General features: G+C 63.4%; 17 protein-coding genes and 1 tRNA gene. 10 read left to right on the top strand and 8 right to left on the bottom strand.

Going from position 1 to position 16,904, the window contains the following annotated elements:
- The first annotated feature begins 169 nt into the window (after window positions 1–169).
- Entirely contained in the window at window positions 170–1,288 is a 1,119-nt protein-coding gene (locus SJY40_RS06170; protein WP_378948296.1) for a TRAP transporter substrate-binding protein, read from the top strand.
- 54 nt (window positions 1,289–1,342) lie between these two features.
- On the opposite strand, the gene SJY40_RS06165 is transcribed toward SJY40_RS06170, so the two are convergent.
- From SJY40_RS06165 to cobU, 5 genes are all read right to left on the bottom strand, one after another.
- The gene (locus tag SJY40_RS06165; RefSeq protein WP_378943873.1) at window positions 1,343–3,136 is read right to left on the bottom strand and encodes a TRAP transporter large permease subunit; all 1,794 of its coding nucleotides are present in this window, start codon (window positions 3,134–3,136) and stop codon (window positions 1,343–1,345) included.
- Complete coding sequence (locus SJY40_RS06160) at window positions 3,133–3,759, bottom strand: TRAP transporter small permease subunit (RefSeq protein WP_378943871.1); 627 nt, start codon at window positions 3,757–3,759, stop codon at window positions 3,133–3,135. Before SJY40_RS06160 ends, SJY40_RS06165 begins: the two co-directional genes overlap by 4 nt.
- Before the next feature lie 101 nt (window positions 3,760–3,860).
- Window positions 3,861–4,580, bottom strand: coding sequence for an adenosylcobinamide-GDP ribazoletransferase (cobS, locus tag SJY40_RS06155; protein WP_378943869.1), 720 nt, complete (start codon window positions 4,578–4,580; stop codon window positions 3,861–3,863).
- Window positions 4,573–5,526, bottom strand: a complete 954-nt coding sequence (gene cobT, locus SJY40_RS06150; protein WP_378943867.1) for a nicotinate-nucleotide--dimethylbenzimidazole phosphoribosyltransferase — start codon at window positions 5,524–5,526, stop codon at window positions 4,573–4,575. Before cobT ends, cobS begins: the two co-directional genes overlap by 8 nt.
- Window positions 5,513–6,043: a bifunctional adenosylcobinamide kinase/adenosylcobinamide-phosphate guanylyltransferase gene (gene cobU, locus SJY40_RS06145; RefSeq protein WP_378943865.1), complete on the bottom strand. Its 531-nt coding sequence runs from the start codon at window positions 6,041–6,043 to the stop codon at window positions 5,513–5,515. The genes cobT and cobU overlap by 14 nt, the downstream gene beginning before the upstream one ends.
- 129 nt (window positions 6,044–6,172) lie before the next feature.
- Between cobU and SJY40_RS06140 the strand changes: the two genes are divergently transcribed.
- The 6 genes from SJY40_RS06140 (at window position 6,173) to SJY40_RS06115 (ending at window position 13,699) form a co-directional block, all read left to right on the top strand.
- A complete protein-coding gene (locus SJY40_RS06140) occupies window positions 6,173–7,774 on the top strand; it encodes a peptide ABC transporter substrate-binding protein (protein WP_378943863.1) in 1,602 nt (533 codons plus the stop codon).
- A gap of 88 nt (window positions 7,775–7,862) precedes the next feature.
- Window positions 7,863–8,786, top strand: coding sequence for an oligopeptide ABC transporter permease OppB (gene oppB / locus SJY40_RS06135; protein ID WP_378943861.1), 924 nt, complete (start codon window positions 7,863–7,865; stop codon window positions 8,784–8,786).
- 24 nt (window positions 8,787–8,810) lie between these two features.
- Window positions 8,811–9,716: an ABC transporter permease subunit gene (locus SJY40_RS06130; protein WP_378943859.1), complete on the top strand. Its 906-nt coding sequence runs from the start codon at window positions 8,811–8,813 to the stop codon at window positions 9,714–9,716.
- A 2-nt stretch (window positions 9,717–9,718) separates the two neighbouring features.
- Complete coding sequence (locus SJY40_RS06125; protein WP_378943857.1) at window positions 9,719–10,825, top strand: oligopeptide/dipeptide ABC transporter ATP-binding protein; 1,107 nt, start codon at window positions 9,719–9,721, stop codon at window positions 10,823–10,825.
- Window positions 10,822–11,844, top strand: a complete 1,023-nt coding sequence (locus SJY40_RS06120) for an oligopeptide/dipeptide ABC transporter ATP-binding protein (RefSeq protein ID WP_378943855.1) — start codon at window positions 10,822–10,824, stop codon at window positions 11,842–11,844. Before SJY40_RS06125 ends, SJY40_RS06120 begins: the two co-directional genes overlap by 4 nt.
- A 1-nt stretch (window position 11,845) precedes the next feature.
- Window positions 11,846–13,699 (top strand): ABC transporter ATP-binding protein, encoded by a 1,854-nt coding sequence (locus tag SJY40_RS06115; protein WP_378943853.1) that lies wholly within the window; start codon window positions 11,846–11,848, stop codon window positions 13,697–13,699.
- Between the two features lie 19 nt (window positions 13,700–13,718).
- On the opposite strand, the gene SJY40_RS06110 is transcribed toward SJY40_RS06115, so the two are convergent.
- Window positions 13,719–13,795: transfer RNA gene (locus tag SJY40_RS06110), tRNA-His, on the bottom strand.
- Window positions 13,796–13,896: 101 nt separating this feature from the next.
- On the opposite strand from SJY40_RS06110, the gene SJY40_RS06105 reads away from it, so the two are divergent.
- The gene (locus SJY40_RS06105) at window positions 13,897–14,097 is read left to right on the top strand and encodes a DUF6324 family protein (protein ID WP_378943851.1); all 201 of its coding nucleotides are present in this window, start codon (window positions 13,897–13,899) and stop codon (window positions 14,095–14,097) included.
- On the opposite strand, the gene SJY40_RS06100 is transcribed toward SJY40_RS06105, so the two are convergent.
- Window positions 14,078–14,545 (bottom strand): MmcB family DNA repair protein, encoded by a 468-nt coding sequence (locus SJY40_RS06100; RefSeq protein ID WP_378943849.1) that lies wholly within the window; start codon window positions 14,543–14,545, stop codon window positions 14,078–14,080. The genes SJY40_RS06105 and SJY40_RS06100 overlap by 20 nt on opposite strands.
- 110 nt (window positions 14,546–14,655) lie before the next feature.
- Here SJY40_RS06100 and SJY40_RS06095 point away from each other — a divergent pair, with 110 nt between their 5' ends.
- Complete coding sequence (locus SJY40_RS06095; RefSeq protein WP_378943847.1) at window positions 14,656–15,411, top strand: sulfite exporter TauE/SafE family protein; 756 nt, start codon at window positions 14,656–14,658, stop codon at window positions 15,409–15,411.
- A gap of 2 nt (window positions 15,412–15,413) precedes the next feature.
- On the top strand, window positions 15,414–15,761 hold the full coding sequence (locus tag SJY40_RS06090) for a RidA family protein (protein ID WP_304620907.1): 348 nt from the start codon (window positions 15,414–15,416) through the stop codon (window positions 15,759–15,761).
- On the opposite strand, the gene lpxB is transcribed toward SJY40_RS06090, so the two are convergent.
- On the bottom strand, window positions 15,745–16,899 hold the full coding sequence (gene lpxB / locus SJY40_RS06085; RefSeq protein ID WP_378943845.1) for a lipid-A-disaccharide synthase: 1,155 nt from the start codon (window positions 16,897–16,899) through the stop codon (window positions 15,745–15,747). The genes SJY40_RS06090 and lpxB overlap by 17 nt on opposite strands.
- Window positions 16,900–16,904 lie beyond the last annotated feature (5 nt).

The following is a 16,904-nucleotide window of genomic DNA, read 5'->3' as shown; positions in this document are numbered from 1 at the left end:
TTGGGGTCCCGCGCCCCCTGCCCCTGAATTTTTCGGCGCGAAAGCGGGCCTGCACACTCGACACATGGGGAACTGCGGCTAAACTGCGATCCATGCAGGGCGGGTTCACGATGGGTTGCAAGGCCCACCCGACCCGAGCGGAGGAGAAAGCATGAAAAATTCCAAAAGTTTGGACCGCCGGTCCTTTCTGACCCGTGCCTCGGTCGGTGGTGCCGCGGCGGCTGCCGGTGGCGTGCTGGCAGCGCCTGCGATCGCGCAGGACAGCCAGAAGGTGACGTGGCGCCTGGCCTCGTCCTTCCCCAAGTCGCTGGACACGATCTATGGCGGCGCCGAAGAACTGTCGCAGCGTCTGTCCGAGGCCACCGATGGCCGTTTCGCCGTCCAGGTCTTTTCGGCCGGTGAAATCGTGCCCGGTCTGGACGCAATCAATGCAACGACCGAAGGCACCGTCGAATGTTCGCATTCGGTCGGTTACTACAACTGGGGCAAGGACCCGGCCTTCGCCTGCGGTGCGGACCTGCCGTTCACCTTCTCGGCTCGGTCCAAGGCGGCCTATAACTATCACGGCGGCGGGATCGAAAACTACAATGAATTCCTGAAGGAATACAATCTGGTGTCCTATCCGGGCGGCAATACCGGCACCCAGATGGGCGGCTGGTACCGCAAAGAGGTCAACACGCTGGAGGATATGAAGGGCCTGAAGCTGCGCATCGCCGGTCTGGCCGGACGCGTGATGGAACGCCTTGGTGTCGTTCCGCAGCAGATCGCCGGCGGCGACATCTATCCTTCGCTCGAACGTGGCACCATCGACGCCGCCGAATGGGTCGGCCCCTATGATGACGCCAAGCTGGGCTTCCAGAAGGTCGCCCCCTATTACTACTATCCCGGTTTCTGGGAAGGTGGCCCGACGGTCAGCTTCTTCGTGAACCAAGCGGCATGGGACGCAATTTCCGAGGCCGATCAGGCCCTGTTCCGCACCTGCTGTCAGGCTGTCGACCAGAACATGCTGGCGAAATACGACATGAAGAACCCGACCGCCCTGAAAGAGCTGGTCGGTTCGGGCGCGCAGCTGCGGTCCTTCAGCGAGGAAATCCTGACGGCGGCCTTCAACGCCTCGCAGGAAGTCTATGCCGAACTGAGCGCCGAGAACCCGGCCTTCAAGAAGATGTATGAATCGATGCTGGCCTATCGCGACGACTGGTACCTGTATCAGCAGACCGCCGAATACACCTTCGACACCTTCATGATGATCCAGCAGCGCAACGGCGGCCTTGCCAACGAAGGCTGATCGATCACCGTGACGACATGAAAAAGGGCCGGATCATCCGGCCCTTTTTGCGTCTCAGTTGCCGCCCAGACCGGGGGGTGGGCCGCCGAAGCCAAGGCCCATTCCGCCCGACGTGCCTTCGGTCTTGGGCTGGGGTGCGGGCTCGCCTGCCGGCGCTGTGTCCTTGGCCCCGCCGAAGGGCGATCCGCCAAGGCCGCCAAGCGACCCGAAGCCCGACCCGCCATCCGCGCCGCCACCAAGTCCGCCCATCGGGATCTGCATCTTGATGGTGGATGTATCCACGACCGGCCCTTTGTAGTGCATCACCATGCCTGGGAAGATCACGACCGCCACGATCATCAGGATCTGTAGGCCGACGAAGGGCACGGCCCCGCGATAGATGTCGAGGGTGCTGACCTCGGACATGGTCTTGCCGGTCACATGGTCCTTATAGGGTTTTCGCGGTGCCACCGATCGCAGGTAGAACAGCGCGAAGCCGACGGGCGGCGTCAGGAAGGACGTCTGCATCGTCACGGCCAGGATGACCCCGAACCAGACCAGGTCGATGTCCAGCGCGTTGGCAGCGGGGATCAGCAGTGGCACGATCACGAAGGCCAGCTCGAAGAAGTCGAGGAAGAAGGCCAGGAAGAAGATGATCAGGCAGACCGCCGCAAGGAAGCCGTATTCGCCACCCGGCAGCGCCGTCAGCAGATCCTTGACCCAGACATGGCCGTTGATCGAGTAGTAGGTCAGCGAAAACACCGTCGCGCCGATCAGGATGAACATCACGAAGGCCGACAGGCGCACCGTCGCCAGCAACGCCTGATTCACGACGTTGAAGCTGAGACGCCGCTTGAAGGCCGCCAGGATCAGCGCGCCGCTGGCGCCCATGGCTCCGCCTTCGGTCGGTGTGGCGATGCCCAGGAAGATCGTCCCCAGCACCAGGAAGACCAGCGCCAGCGGCGGGATCATCACGATGATCACCTGACGCGTCATCGGCGACATGACACCGGTGCGCAGCTTCTGGTCGATCAACGCAAGCACCAGCATGATCAGCACGGTCAGGGCCGCGGCCCAGATGGGGCTGTCATCGCCAAGCTGTGCGCCCAGCAGATGCTCGGTCGCGTAATAGATGGTGATGGCGGCGACGATGGCACCCAGCAGCGACCAGCCGCCGCCGCCAAGGCTGCGCGCTTCGGGTGGCAGGGCGGGCATCATCGACGGGCGCAGGATCGACATGACCATGACATAGCCCAGATAGATCGCCGTCAGCGCCAGCGCAGGCACCATGGCGGCCTTGTACATGTCGCCGACCGACCGCCCCAACTGGTCGGCCAGGACGATCAGCACCAGCGACGGCGGGATGATCTGTGCCAGCGTCCCCGAGGCCGTGATGACCCCGCTGGCCAACCGCTTGTCGTACCCATAGCGCATCATGATCGGCAGCGAGATCAGCCCCATCGAAATGACTGATGCCGCCACGACCCCGGTCGTCGCCGCCAGCAGCGCACCGACCAGAATGACCGCATAGGCCAGACCGCCGCGTACGGGGCCGAACAGCTGGCCGATGGTGTCCAGCAGTTCCTCGGCCATGCGGGACCGTTCAAGGACGATCCCCATGAAGGTAAAGAACGGAATGGCCAGCAGCGTGTCGTTGCGCATGACGCCGAAGACACGGTCGCCAAGCGCCCCCAGCAGGTTCCAGCCCAGGTTGATCTGGTCCGACAGCGGGGTCAGGAAGACGCCGAAGAAGAAGAACAGCAGGCCGTTTGCGGCCAATGCGAAGGCGATCGGGTATCCGAACAGCAAAAACACCACCATGGAAAAGAACATGATGGGCGCAAGGTTATGGGCGATAAGTTCGATCACGGGCGGTTCCTCGGGTCGGCGGAGGCGGCGTCGGCCTGATCTTTTTCAAGACCGACGGTCATGATTGCGGCCTCTTTCAGGCCCGAGTCGTGACTGGCTGCATGGGGGCTGGGATCGGGGTTGATGCCGCGCATGACGGCGATCTTCTTGATCAGTTCGGAAATTCCCTGAACGAACAGCAGGCTGAAGCCCGCGACCAGGATCGCCTTGGCAGGCCAGATCAGCAGACCGCCGGCGTTCATCGAGATCTCGTTTGTGCGCCAGCTGATCAGGAAGGACGGATACAGCAGCCAGATCATGATCGCCGTGAAGGGCAGCAGGAAGAACACCGTGCCGATCAGGTCGATCCAATGCTGGACCCTGCGCGACCAGCGGCCATAGATCACGTCGATGCGGATATGTTCGTTTTCCAGCAGCGTATAGGCCGAGGCCAGCATGAACGCGCCCCCGAACAGATACCACTGCAGTTCCAGCCAGGCATTCGACGAAATGCTGAAGACCTTGCGCACGATCGCATTGATGGCGCTGACCAGGATGGCCAGCAGGATCAGCCAGGCAACGCTGCGGCCGATCGCGGTGGTGACGCGGTCGATGCCGCGCGACAGGGCCAGTAGGCCGCCCATGAAATCCCCTCCCTCGTGGATCGCGCCTTGTTGGCCGGCGCGGGTTCCTATGGGTTGGGATATGCGGCATCGGGGCGGGGTGGGTCAAGCGCCACGGCAGTTCATGCGGCCCATGCCAGCGTCACCAGAACCGCCGTTTCGGTAATCAGGCAGGCTGCCCCCAAGACATCCCCCGTCTGCCCGCCCAGCAGGCGGGCCGCGCGACGCGCCACGGTCAACATCGCCAGCAGCGCCACCATGGCGGTGGCAATCAGCGCGGGTGCACTGGGGGCTGCCAGTGTCAGGGCCACCAGCGCCACGCTTATGGCAAAAATGCAGGCGTTTCGCCCGGGACGGCCCGCGGCCTGTCCTAATCCATCGGTCCGCGCAGGGGGCATCAGTTGCATCAGCAGGACCGGCGCCAGCCGACCCGCAGCGGCTGCAGCCACCAATGCCAGCGCGCCCAGTTCAGTCAATGCCGCCACGCGGATCAGCATGGCGCAGACCAGCGCCGCCGCACCATAGCTGCCGATGGTCGAATCGCGCATGATCCGCAGCCGGTCGGCACGGTCGCGCCCTCCGCCCGCATCCGCGAAATCGGCGAGGGCATCTTCGTGCAGCCCGCCGGTTAGCCAGGCGGCCAGTGCGACGGCCAATGCGGCGGGCAGCAGGCCTTGCCCAAACCACAGCGGAATGCCTGCGACCGCTCCGATCAGCGCGCCCGCGATGGGAAACGCCCAGCCTGCGCTGGCCAATGGCAGAACCTTGGGCGGCAAAAAGCGACCCAAGGGCAGCCGTGTCAGGAAGACCAGCGCCAGGATCAGCTGTTGCAGCCTAGCCAATGCCGGCCTCGGCAAAGGTGGCCATGCCGTTATGACACTCCAAGGCTGCGCGCAGGACCAGCAGGGCAACCCCTGCCCCCGAGCCTTCGCCAAGACGCATGTCCAGCGACAGGATCGGCTGCTTGCCAAGGGCCGCGATCAGGCGCTTGTGGCCCGGCTCGGCGCTGACATGGCCGATCAGGCAGTGCTCCAGCGCCTGTGGATCGTCGCGGGTCAACACGGCGGCGGCGGCGCAGCAGATGAAGCCGTCCAGCATCACCGGAATGCGCAATTCGCGCGCCCGCAGGATCGCGCCGCAGATGGCGGCCTGTTCGCGGCCCCCAAAGGCCGACAGCGTTTCATGGGCGGTTTTGGGCGAATGCAGCGCAAGACCCTCGGCCACGGCGGCGATCTTGGCCTGCAGCATCGGACCCTTGGCGCCGGTGCCGGGCCCGACCCAATCCTCGGCCCGTCCGCCCATCGAAGCCGCCGCCTGTGCCGCGGCGATCGTGGAATTGCCGATGCCCATTTCGCCCAGCAACAGGATGTCGGCGGTCGGATCGACGGCCTGCGCGCCCGCATCCATCGCCTGCTGCACCTCGGTCGGGGTCATGGCGGGACCGGCGGTAAAATCGGCGGTCGGTCGGTCAAGGTCCAGCGCCACGACCTGCAGGTCCGCCCCGGCAACCTTGCAGATCTGGTTGATGGCCGCGCCGCCATTGCGGTAATTCTGGACCATCGCCTGCGTCACGCTGGCGGGAAATGGGGTGATGCCGCGGGCGACGACGCCGTGGTTGCCGGCAAAGATGATCGCCTGGGTCCGGTCCATCGTCGGACGCGACGTGCCACGCCAGCCCGCCATGAAGATCGCCAGCTCTTCCAGCCGTCCAAGCGATCCCTGCGGTTTCGTCAGGCTGTCCTGACGGGCCTGTGCGGCGTCTGCGGCTTCCTGGTCAAAGTTGGTCATGCATTCCCTCGGGCATGGGTTTCAGTCTCAGGGGCTGGCCGCTGACGGCCATCCAGACCTGATCGGCCAGATCACCGATGGTCTGGTTCATCCAGCCGTGTTCATCGCGGAACCGGCGGGCAAGGGCGTTGTCTGGGACAATGCCCTGCCCCAGTTCGTTGGTCACAAGAACGACAGGACAGCATTGCTGACGTAACGTCATGGCCAATGCGCCGACATCCGCCTGTCCCATCATATTGGACATCCACAGGGTCAGGCAATCAACCAGCCGCACTCCCTGTCCATCGGTATCGCGCAGGGCACGGCACAGGTCGCGCGGTTCTTCCACCGTTTTCCAGTTTTCGCCGCGACTGTATTGATGTCGCTGGATTCTTTCGCCCATCTCGCCATCGCGAGCTTCGGCGGTGGCAATATAGATGCGTGGCATTGCATGACGTGCAACCAGTCGTTCGGCCAAGGCCGACTTGCCCGACCGTGCGCCGCCCGTCACAAGGGTGATATGTCCGTCCCGTGTCATGGCGACATCTGTTCCATATGGCGGGACGGTTGAAAAGCCGCAAAGCCCGCTTGCTCATCGCGCAAGTTTGCGTAACGTCGCGCCATTCGGGCGCAAAAGACGCCCACATGCAACATGGAGGAGTTGGCAATGACCAAACTTTTCACCACGACTGCCCTTCTTGCCGCGCTGGCCTTGCCGGCCTATGCCGTGCAGCCCGCCGAGGGCGAGACGCTGGCAGACAGCCAGACCTATACCTATTGGCTGCTGGACGCGATCAAGTCGCTGGACCCGGCCAAGAACACCGATGTCGAAGGGTCGGACGTGCTGCGTTCGCTGTTCGAAGGTCTGATGAACGAAGATGCTAAGGGCGAAATGATCCCCGGCGTCGCCGAAAGCTATGAGGTCAGCGACGATCAGCTGACCTATACCTTCAAGCTGCGCGACGCCAAATGGTCCAACGGCGAGCCGGTGACGGCCGAAGATTTCGCCTTTGCCTGGCAGCGCGTCGTCAATCCGGAAACCGCGTCGGAATACGCGTGGTACATGGAGCTGATGAACATCCAGAACGCGACCGAGATCGTTGCGGGCGAAAAGACCCCCGACGAACTTGGCGTCAAGGCCATCGACGACAAAACGCTGGAAGTCACGCTGACCACGCCGACCCCCTATTTCGTCAGCACCCTGTCGCATGCCACGACCTATCCCGTGCCACAGGGCGTGGTCGAGGAATTCGGCGACAAATGGACCCAGCCCGACCATCTGGTCGGCAACGGCGCCTTCACGCTGGCCAGCCACAATCTGGGCGTCGAGATCGTCCTGAACAAGAACCCGGAATATTGGGATGCCGACAACGTCGTGATGGAAACCGTTCGCGGCGTCACCGTCAACGATAACAACGTCGCCCTGACCCGCTATCAGGCAGGCGAGCTGGACCGCGTCCAGATCCCCGCAGGCCAGTATCCGCGCCTGTCCGAACAATCCCCCGAGGAAGCCGTTTCGGTTCCCTACGGCTGTTCCTATGCCTATGTGATGAACCTGTCGGACAAGGGTCCGGAAGCGCTGAAGGACGTGCGCGTTCGTCAGGCGATGGCGCTTGGTCTGAACCGCGAGGTGATCGTCGATCAGGTCCTGCAGGGCGGCCAGAAGCCCGCTTATACCTGGACCCATTGGGCGATCAACGGCTTTACCCCGCCCGAAGGCGGCATGGCCGACATGTCGATGGAAGACCGGATGGCCAAGGCCAAGGAATTGCTGGCCGAGGCTGGCTATGGACCCGACAATCCGGTCAAGGTCTCGCTGCAGTACAACACCGATGACAGCCATCGCCTGCTGGCCATCGCGGCACAGCAATTCTGGCGCCCCTTGGGTATCGAGATCGAGCTGAACAACGTCGAATGGAAGGTTCACACCGACCGCCTGCAGTCGCAGGACTTCGACGTCGCCCGCTATGCCTGGTGCGCCGACTACAACGAAGCCTCGACCTTCCTGGACTGGTTCCGCACCGACGGCTACAACAGCGGCAAGTGGTCCAACGAGGAATACGACAAGCTGCTGGTCGAGGCCCGCACCGCCGAGGATACCACGCCGCTGTACCAGCGCGCCGAGGAGATCCTTGCCGAGGAAATGCCCGCGGTCTTCGTCTATCACTATGCCAAGGTCAACATGATCAATCCGGCCATCAAAGGCCTTCCGCGTGAAAACCTGTTGAACACGTGGTATGCCAAGGACCTGTATCGCGTCGCCGAATAAGGCAACCGACCTTTCATGATCGGGCCGGGACGGGTTTTGACCTGTCCCGGCCCTCGGCTTTCAACCATCCCGCAGGGAGCCCAACGCGATGATCGCATTCATCTTGCGACGGTTGGCGGTGGCAGTACCCACTTTGCTGCTGCTGATCGTCTTTTCCTTCATCCTGATGCATATGGCACCGGGCGGTCCCTTCACCGCCGAGCGCGCCTTGCCGCCGCAGGTGATCGCCAACCTCGAGGCGCAATACGGTCTGAACGACCCGCTGTGGCTGCAGATCTGGAACTATCTCTACAACATCGTCGTGCATTTCGACTTCGGTCCCAGCTTCGTCTATCCCGACCGGACCGTGAACCAGCTGATCGCCGCGGGTTTCCCCGTGACGCTGACCTATGGCGTGCTGTCCTTTGTGTCTGCCATCGTGCTGGGCGTGTCCTTGGGCGTCGTCGCGGCCATCTGGCATAATTCCTGGGTCGATTACATCGCCGTGGGCATTTCCATCGGTGCGCAGGTCCTGCCGAACTTTGTCATGGCGCCGCTTTTGGTGCTGGTCCTGACGCTGTGGTACGGCCTGCTTCCCGGCGGCGGTTGGAGCTTCAGCGACCCGACCTTCTGGATCATGCCGGTGATCGCGCTGGCGACCAGCTATATGGCATCCATCGCGCGCATCACCCGGTCGTCCATGCTGGAGGTCCTGGGCAGCAACCACATCCGCACGGCCCGCGCCAAGGGGATGCCGGAATATCGGGTCATCATCCGCCACGCGTTGAAGCCTGCGATGCTGCCGGTAATCAGCTATCTGGGTCCGGTCTTCGTGTCGATGATCACCGGTTCGGTGGTGATCGACATGTATTTCTCGACCGGTGGGATCGGTAAGGCCTTTGTGGATTCGGCGCTGAATCGCGATTATGCGGTGATGATGGGCGTCACGATCCTTGTGGGGGCGCTGACCATCCTGTTCAACCTTATCGTCAACGTGCTCTATGCATGGATCGACCCCAAGATCAGGTACTGAGCCATGGTCATTGACGAACAAAAGATGCAATCCCTGTCGACCAAGCTGGTTCAGGACGAGGTTCGCGGCCGCAGCCCCTGGGCGGACGCACGCAAGCGGTTCCTGAACAACAAGGGCGCGATGCTGGGGCTGATCATCCTGATCCTTGTTTCCGTTTTCGCGCTGGTCGGCGGCTATTTCGCCGTCTGGTCGAATGAGGAACTGGACTTCAGTGTCATGGGTCAGGTGGCCCAGATGGGTCAGCCCTCCTTCGAAAACGGCCATTATTTCGGCACTGACAACCTTGGCCGCGATCTGTTCGCGCGGGTTGTCCAAGGGACGCAGGTCAGCCTGATGGTCGGCGTGGTGGGCGCAGGCATCGCCGTCATAGTCGGCACGCTTTACGGCGCCACGGCGGGCTATGTCGGCGGTCGCACCGACCAGATCATGATGCGGACCGTCGATATCCTGATGTCGATCCCCTATATGTTCGTGCTGATCCTTCTGTTGGTGATGTTCGGGCGGTCGATGTCGATGCTGTTCCTGGGCATCGGGTTGATCAGCTGGCTGGATATGTCGCGCATCGTGCGCGGCCAGACCCTGTCGCTGAAGAACCGCGAATTCATCGAGGCCGCGCGTGCAACCGGCGTGCCGTCGTGGAAGATCATCATCCGGCACATCGTCCCGAACCTGCTGGGCGTGGTTGCGGTCTATGCCACGCTACTGGTGCCGCTGATGATCCTGACCGAGAGCTTCATCAGCTTCCTTGGCCTTGGGGTTCAGGAACCGCTGACCAGCTGGGGTGCGTTGATTTCCGAAGGGGCCGGCACGATGAACTATGGCACGCTGTGGCAGCTGGCCTTCCCGCTGTTCTTCTTTGTCATTACGCTGTTCGGCTTCTTCTTCGTGGGCGATGGCCTGCGTGACGCCCTAGACCCCAAGGAGCGCTGAGCATGAGCCTTCTAGATATCCGGGACCTCTCGGTCCGCTTCCAGACCAATGATGCCGAGGTTCGCGCCGTCAACAACGTCAACCTGTCGGTCGAAGCCGGTCAGACGCTTGGCATCGTCGGTGAATCGGGCAGCGGCAAGTCGCAGCTGTCCTTCGCCATGATGGGCCTGCTGGCGCGCAACGGTCGCGCGACGGGGTCGGTCATCTTCGACGGTCAGGAAATTCTGAACGCCAAGCCCAAGGTCCTGAACAGCATCCGCGCCGAAAAGATGGCGATGATCTTTCAGGACCCGATGACCTCGCTGAACCCCTATATGCGGGTGGCCGACCAGATGGCCGAGGTGCTGACCCTGCACAAGGGCATCGGCAAGCGCGAGGCCGTGGCCCAAGCGGTGCAGATGCTGGATGCGGTCAAGATCCCCGACGCCAAGGGCCGCGTGCGGCTCTATCCGCATGAATTCAGCGGCGGCATGCGCCAGCGCGTGATGATCGCCATGGCGCTGCTGTGCAAGCCCAAGCTGCTGATCGCGGATGAACCGACGACGGCGCTGGACGTGACCGTTCAGGCGCAGATCATGCAGCTGCTGAAGGAATTGCAGCGCGATTTCGGCATGGCGATGATCCTGATCACCCATGATCTGGGCGTGGTCGCAGGGTCCTGCGAACGGGTTGCAGTCATGTATGGCGGGCGTATCCGTGAAACCGGGCCGGTGCGTCCGATCTTTGCCGCGCCGACGCATCCCTATACCCAAGGGCTGCTGGACGCGATTCCGCGCGTCGATCAGATGTCCGAGGAGCTGCACGCCATCCCCGGCCAACCCCCCAACATGAGCCGCCCGCCAAGCGGCTGCGCATTCTCTCCGCGCTGCCCCTATGCACGCGAGGGATGCGACAGCATCGATCCGCCGCTGGAAGGCTTTGCCCCCGAACAGGCACGCGCCTGTCACGCCCCCGTGGCCGAGGTCATCGCACGCCAGACCCGCATCACCATCGACGACGACCAGCCCGCAGCCGATCTTGGCGACGGCCCCGCGCAGGCCATTCCGCGCGGTGCCGTGGCAGGTGCTGGTGCCGTCGGAACCCCCAGCACGGTGGAGGGACAGCAATGAACCCGCTTCTTGATGTGCGCGACCTGCGCGTGACCTTCCAGATCCGCCGCGAGGGCGATCTGCCTTGGGCCAAGCCCCGGCCCCTGCATGCCGTCGCAGGCGTCGATTTCACCCTGAACCCCGGTGAAACCCTTGGCGTCGTGGGCGAATCCGGCTGCGGGAAATCCACCCTAGCCCGCGCCCTGATCGGGCTGGTCCCCGCCGAAGGTCAGGCAGAATGGATCGACGGCAAGGACCTGCTGGCCATGTCGCCGCGGCAGATGATGAAATACCGCAGCGACATCCAGATGGTGTTCCAGGACCCGCTGGCCAGCCTGAACCCGCGCATGACCGTGGGCCAGATCATCGCCGAACCGCTGACGACCCACCGCCCCGACCTTGGCCGCGCCGAGGTCCGCGACCGCGTCAAGGCCATGATGGAACGGGTCGGCCTGCTGCCGAACCAGATCAACCGCTATCCACATGAATTCAGCGGCGGCCAGTGCCAGCGCATCGGCATCGCCCGCGCGCTGATCGTGGAGCCCAAGCTGATCATCTGCGACGAACCGGTGTCTGCGCTTGATGTCTCGATCCAGGCGCAGGTCATCAACCTGCTGATCCGGCTGCAGAAGGAGCTGGGGCTGGCGCTGGTCTTCATCGCCCACGATCTGTCGGTGGTGAAGCATATCAGCGACCGGGTGATGGTGCTCTATCTGGGCAAGGTCATGGAGGTCGCGTCTTCGACCGAGCTTTACGGCAACCCGCAGCACCCCTATACGCAGGCGCTGCTGTCGGCGGTGCCGGTGCCCGATCCGACGATCGAGACCGGCAAGACCATCGTGCCGCTGGCGGGTGACCTGCCCTCGCCTATGAACCCGCCCTCGGGCTGCGTCTTCCGCACCCGTTGCCCCCGCGCGCAGGCCCGCTGCGCCGAGGAGGTTCCGGCGCCCATCGGCGGTGATCACAAGATCGCCTGCCATTATCCCGGCCCCCTGACCGAGGCCGAGATCGCCCACGCCCGTCGACACGAGGCCGCGTAAGATGCCGCCGTCCGACTCGACTGCAACCACATTTGCAGCGCGTTGGGCGGCGCTGAAGAACATCCCGCCCTTCCTGCGGATGGTGTGGCAGGCAAGCCCCGCCCTGACCCTGTCGATGATCGTGCTGCGCCTGCTGCGCGCGCTGATGCCCGTCGCGATGCTGTGGGTTGGCAAGCTGATCATCGATCAGGTCGTGCGGCTGTCATCGCTTCCCGGTCATCCCGAAACCCTGTCGGGCTGGTGGGACAGCGGGCTTACCACGGGGCTGATCGCGCTGGTCGTGGCCGAACTGGCCCTGGCGCTGACACAGGACATTCTGGGGCGGCTGGTCAGCTATACCGACAGCCTGCTACAGGAAAAGCTGGTCATCGATATCTCGATCCGGCTGATGGATCACGCGGGCGATCTGGACCTTGCCAGTTTCGAGGACCCCGCGTTCCAGGACCGTCTGGACCGCGCGCGACGGCAGACGATGGGGCGCATCCCGCTGGTCAATCAGGTCATGCAGCAGTTGCAGGATCTGGTCACGGTGGGCAGCTTTGCCATCGGGCTGCTGGTCTATAACCCGTGGCTGGTTTTGCTGCTGGCGCTGGCGCTGATCCCGTCGCTATTCGGAGAGATGCACTTCAACGCCCAGACCTATGCCCTGAATCACCGCCGCGCACCAGACCGTCGCGAACGCGATTACCTGCGCATGATCGGTGCCAGCGCCGAGACCGCGAAAGAAGTCAAGATCTTCGGCCTGTCGCCTTTCCTGCGCGACCGATACCTGACGCTGGCGCGGCGGTTCTATGTCGAGAACCGTGCCATCCAACGGCGTCAGCTGACGGTCATGGCGGGGCTGACAGCGATGGGGACGCTGGCCTATTACGGCGCCTTCCTGTGGATCATCGCAAATGCCCTGACCGGCGATCTGACGCTTGGCGACCTGACCTTCCTGTCGGGCAGCTTCCTGCGACTGCGCGGGCTTCTGGAGGGTCTGCTGAGCAGCTTTTCCAGCATGGCCGGACAGGCGATGTATCTGGACGATCTGTTCGAGTTTTTCACCTCGACCCCGGCCATCGCGTCGGGGCCCGATGCACTGCCGATCCCCACTCCGATCACGCAAGGCTTCCGCTTCGAGAATGTCGGCTTCCACTATCCAGGTCGCGACGATTGGGCCATCCGCGGCATGAGCTTTGAGCTGCATGCCGGTGAAACCGTGGCGCTGGTCGGTGAAAACGGCGCGGGCAAGACCACCATCGTCAAGCTGCTGGCGCGGCTTTATGATCCCGACGAGGGCCGCATCCTGCTGGATGGTCGTGACCTGCGCGACTATGATCTGGACGAACTGCGCGGTGCCGTCGGCGTGATCTTTCAGGATTTTGTCCGCTATGCCGTCACAGCTTCGGAAAACATCGCCATCGGTCGGATCGAGGCGCGCGACGATCGTCCCCGAATCATTGCTGCCGCCGAACGGTCGCTGGCCGATCAGGTTATCGCCAAGCTGCCCAAGGGCTATGACCAGATGGTCGGCAAGCGGTTTAGCAAGGGATTGGACCTGTCGGGCGGCGAATGGCAAAAGCTGGCCATCGCCCGCGCCTATATGCGCGACGCGCAGCTGCTGATTCTGGACGAACCCACCGCCGCGCTGGATGCCCGCGCCGAATACGAGATCTTCCAGCGTTTCAAGGAACTGACGCATGGGCGCACGGCGCTGCTGATCTCGCACCGGTTTTCCAGCGTGCGCATGGCCGACCGAATTATTGTGCTGGAAAAGGGCCGCGTGGATGCGCAGGGCAATCACGAACAGCTGCTGGCACAAAACGGCCGCTATCGCGAATTGTTCGAACTGCAGGCGCAGGGATATCGCTGATATTCCAAGGGGGGGGGAATGGTACCGCCTACCCGTCTCGAACGGGTGACCTCTAGATCCACAATCTAGCGCTCTAACCAACTGAGCTAAGGCGGCACTGGGCGGTTCAATAGCCCCAGTGCGCGGGGGTTGCAACCCTCGCTTGCCGTGAAATTGCGTCCGCGTTACAGAAAGTTTCTCAGCTGAAAGGACAGACCATGGGTATCAACAGCGAAAGCGACGTCACGGCCAATCTGCAGATCGGTCCGACCGACCAGGGAATGGTCCGCATCTACATCCAGGGCGACAGCATCGACCTGCCGATGGACTTCGATGCCGAAGAGGCAACCGAGATTGCGGAAGAACTGCTGGCAGCCGCCGAGGCCGTCCGCAGCGATTCTAAAAAGCCCCGGCGCTGAAGCCGTCGGGATCGCACAGCCCCTGCAACCGCAGGGCTGCGGTGCGGGCAAAGTCGCGTTGCACCTTGGTGCGGCGCGCCGGTGCCAGCCGGGATTCGGGCGCCATGCGCGTGATCTCGGCGCCATAGGCATCGGCCATGATCAGCCCGGTATCCTCGGGCAGCAGAGCGACAGGAAAATCCGCGTCAACGGCCCAAAAATAGCGGTCGCACCATTCCAGATACCCCTGCCACTTGCGGTCGGACTGGAAATCGGCGCGGCTGCTTTTGCATTCCACGATCCATAATTCGCCCTTGGGACCAAGGCTGATCACATCGACACGCAGCCCGCGCGATGGCACGAATTCCAGCAGCACGGCGTGGTCCAGCGACCGCAACATCCGTCCGGTTCCGCGCGCAAGTCGCTGTCCCGGCATGGCGGGAAGGCAGGTCGGGTCAAGGTTGTTCATGCCGCAAAATTAGAACAAATCAGCAACCACCTCAAGCCGCCTTGCCGCTGGCTGACGCCGCGTATAGCGTCTGGCGAAACGCCGATTCCGGTGCCGCTTGAAAGGTCTGCATGTTCGATATCGCCCTGCTTTTCCTTGCCGGGCTGATCGGTGGCATTCTGAACGCTGTTGCAGGCGGCGGCACCTTCATCACGTTCCCGGCGCTGGTGCTGGTCGGCGTTCCCCCGGTCATGGCGAATGCCACCGCGACGGTCGCATCCTTCCCCGGCTATCTAGCGGCGACCTATGGCTTTCGCCGCGATCTGGCCGCGATGCAGGGCGTCCGGATGCTGCGCCTGACATTCTGGACCATGGCGGGCGGGACGATCGGCGCGGGGCTGCTGCTGGTCAGTTCGAATCAGGCGTTCTCGGCACTGGTGCCCTTCCTGCTGCTGGTCGCGACGGTGGTCTTCATCTGGGCCGTGCAGATCCGCGCCATGGCGGCGCGATATGCCCGTGTGGTGACGCCCTTCGGGCTGGGCACGCTGTTGCCGGTGGCGATCTATGGCGGCTATTTCAACGGCGGGCTGGGGATCATCCTGCTGGCGCTGTTCGCCATGTGGGGCATGCGCGACATTCACCAGATGAACGGGCTGAAAAGCTGGCTCAGCGTCGCGTTGTCGCTGATCGCCTGCCTGATCTTTACGCTTGGCGGATCGATCGCCTGGGGGCCGGCGGCGCTGATGGCGCTTGGCACGGTCCTTGGCGGATTGATCGGCCCCACCATCGCAAGACGCATCCCCATGCCGACCCTGCGCGCGCTGATTGCCTGCATCGGCTTTGGCACCACCGCAATCTTTTTCTGGCGTCTCATTCAAGGAGCATGAACATGAGCGACATCACCCGTATCGAAACCGGAACCCGCATGAGCCGGGCCGTCATCGCCAACGGCTTCGTCTTCCTGGCAGGTCAGGTCGGAGAGCCTGGCAGTTCCGTGGCCGATCAGACCCGAGAATGCCTGGCACAGATCGAGGATCTGCTGGCAAAGGCCGGCACCGACAAGACGCGCATCGTCTCGGCCCAGATCTGGATGGCCGACATGGCCGATTTCGCCGAAATGAACGCGGTCTGGGACGCCTGGGTGCCCGAAGGCCATGCCCCTGCCCGTGCGACTGGCGAATCCGCGCTGGCGACCCCCGATTACAAGGTCGAGATCATCGTCACCGCGGTTCTGTGATCGCCTGAATGACCGAGCGCGCCGCGCGATGGCCCGGCGCCTCACCACCTTTTCCAAGGCGGTCCATGGTCAGGTCCATGGCCTGCATCTGGGCGGCACGCGACGCCGGTTCTTCCAACGCGGCCTGAAGGGCCATGGCAATGGGGCCCGGCTGACAGTTGCGGCCCAGATATTCGGGCACCACGCGCGTTTCACTGACCAGATTGACCAGCGTGACCGTATCGGTCCGCAACAGCGCCCCCAGTATCCAGCGGCTGATCGGCGCCATGTCATAACCGATGACCATTGGAATGCGGTTCGCCGCCAGTTCCAGACTGACCGTTCCCGACGCTGCCAAGGCCAGATCGGCAGCCGCAAAGGCCGCGCGTTTCTCATCCGATTCTTCGATGACGATGGGGGCCGTGGGCCAGCGCTTCGTCATGTCGCGAACCATGCCTGCCACGCCCGGAACGGTGGGCAGGACGACGCGGATCTCGGGGACGCGGTCGCGCAGGCGCATCAGCGCCTCGTCGAAGCGGGGACCAAGGCGCGCGACCTCGGACCGGCGCGATCCCGGCAGGCACAGCACGATGGGCGCGTCGGCGGCGATGCCATGCGCGTTGCGGAACAGCATTGCCTGATCGGGGCCCGCCACATCGGATGTCGCGACCGGATGCCCCACGAAATCGCAGGTCATGCCCGCCGCCTGCATCAGCGGCGGCTCGAACGGCAGGATCGCCAGCACATGGTCGATGACCTTGGCCATCTTCGCCGCCCGGCCAGGCCGCCAAGCCCAGACCGAGGGCGCAACATAATGCACCGTTCGCAATTGCGGCCGCGTCGCACGCACGATCTTTGCGACGCGCAGGCAGAAATCGGGGCTGTCGATGGTGACCAGCACGTCGGCACCCGATTGGATCACCGCCTCGGCGGTTTCGGCAATGCGGCGTTTCAGGTGGCGATACTTGGGAAGAACCTCCCAGATGCCCATCAGGCTCAATTCATCCATGGGGAACAGGCTGTTCAGCCCGTGAGCCTGCATGCCGGCGCCGCCGATACCGACGAACTGCGCATCCGGGTCATGATGCGCCAGCCCCGCCATCAAGGCCGCGCCCAGTTGGTCGCCCGAGGGTTCGCCTGCGATCAGGAAGTACTTCATGCCGG

The sequence above is a fragment of the Paracoccus sp. R86501 genome (assembly GCF_042466435.1).
Taxonomy (GTDB): domain Bacteria; phylum Pseudomonadota; class Alphaproteobacteria; order Rhodobacterales; family Rhodobacteraceae; genus Paracoccus.
Note: the sequence above shows the minus strand (reverse complement) of the source record. Positions and strands in the feature narration are given on the sequence as shown.

What these genes read in the sequence shown, in the direction of transcription:
- SJY40_RS06090 (WP_304620907.1), top strand. Translation starts at nt 15,414, where the DNA reads ATGAGCGACATCACCCGTATCGAAACCGGAACCCGCATGAGCCGGGCC.
- SJY40_RS06160 (WP_378943871.1), bottom strand. Translation starts at nt 3,759, where the DNA reads ATGGGCGGCCTACTGGCCCTGTCGCGCGGCATCGACCGCGTCACCACC.
- SJY40_RS06140 (WP_378943863.1), top strand. Translation starts at nt 6,173, where the DNA reads ATGACCAAACTTTTCACCACGACTGCCCTTCTTGCCGCGCTGGCCTTG.
- SJY40_RS06115 (WP_378943853.1), top strand. Translation starts at nt 11,846, where the DNA reads ATGCCGCCGTCCGACTCGACTGCAACCACATTTGCAGCGCGTTGGGCG.
- oppB (WP_378943861.1), top strand. Translation starts at nt 7,863, where the DNA reads ATGATCGCATTCATCTTGCGACGGTTGGCGGTGGCAGTACCCACTTTG.
- SJY40_RS06100 (WP_378943849.1), bottom strand. Translation starts at nt 14,545, where the DNA reads ATGAACAACCTTGACCCGACCTGCCTTCCCGCCATGCCGGGACAGCGA.
- SJY40_RS06125 (WP_378943857.1), top strand. Translation starts at nt 9,719, where the DNA reads ATGAGCCTTCTAGATATCCGGGACCTCTCGGTCCGCTTCCAGACCAAT.
- SJY40_RS06095 (WP_378943847.1), top strand. Translation starts at nt 14,656, where the DNA reads ATGTTCGATATCGCCCTGCTTTTCCTTGCCGGGCTGATCGGTGGCATT.
- lpxB (WP_378943845.1), bottom strand. Translation starts at nt 16,899, where the DNA reads ATGAAGTACTTCCTGATCGCAGGCGAACCCTCGGGCGACCAACTGGGC.
- SJY40_RS06120 (WP_378943855.1), top strand. Translation starts at nt 10,822, where the DNA reads ATGAACCCGCTTCTTGATGTGCGCGACCTGCGCGTGACCTTCCAGATC.
- cobU (WP_378943865.1), bottom strand. Translation starts at nt 6,043, where the DNA reads ATGACACGGGACGGACATATCACCCTTGTGACGGGCGGCGCACGGTCG.
- SJY40_RS06130 (WP_378943859.1), top strand. Translation starts at nt 8,811, where the DNA reads ATGCAATCCCTGTCGACCAAGCTGGTTCAGGACGAGGTTCGCGGCCGC.
- SJY40_RS06105 (WP_378943851.1), top strand. Translation starts at nt 13,897, where the DNA reads ATGGGTATCAACAGCGAAAGCGACGTCACGGCCAATCTGCAGATCGGT.
- cobT (WP_378943867.1), bottom strand. Translation starts at nt 5,526, where the DNA reads ATGACCAACTTTGACCAGGAAGCCGCAGACGCCGCACAGGCCCGTCAG.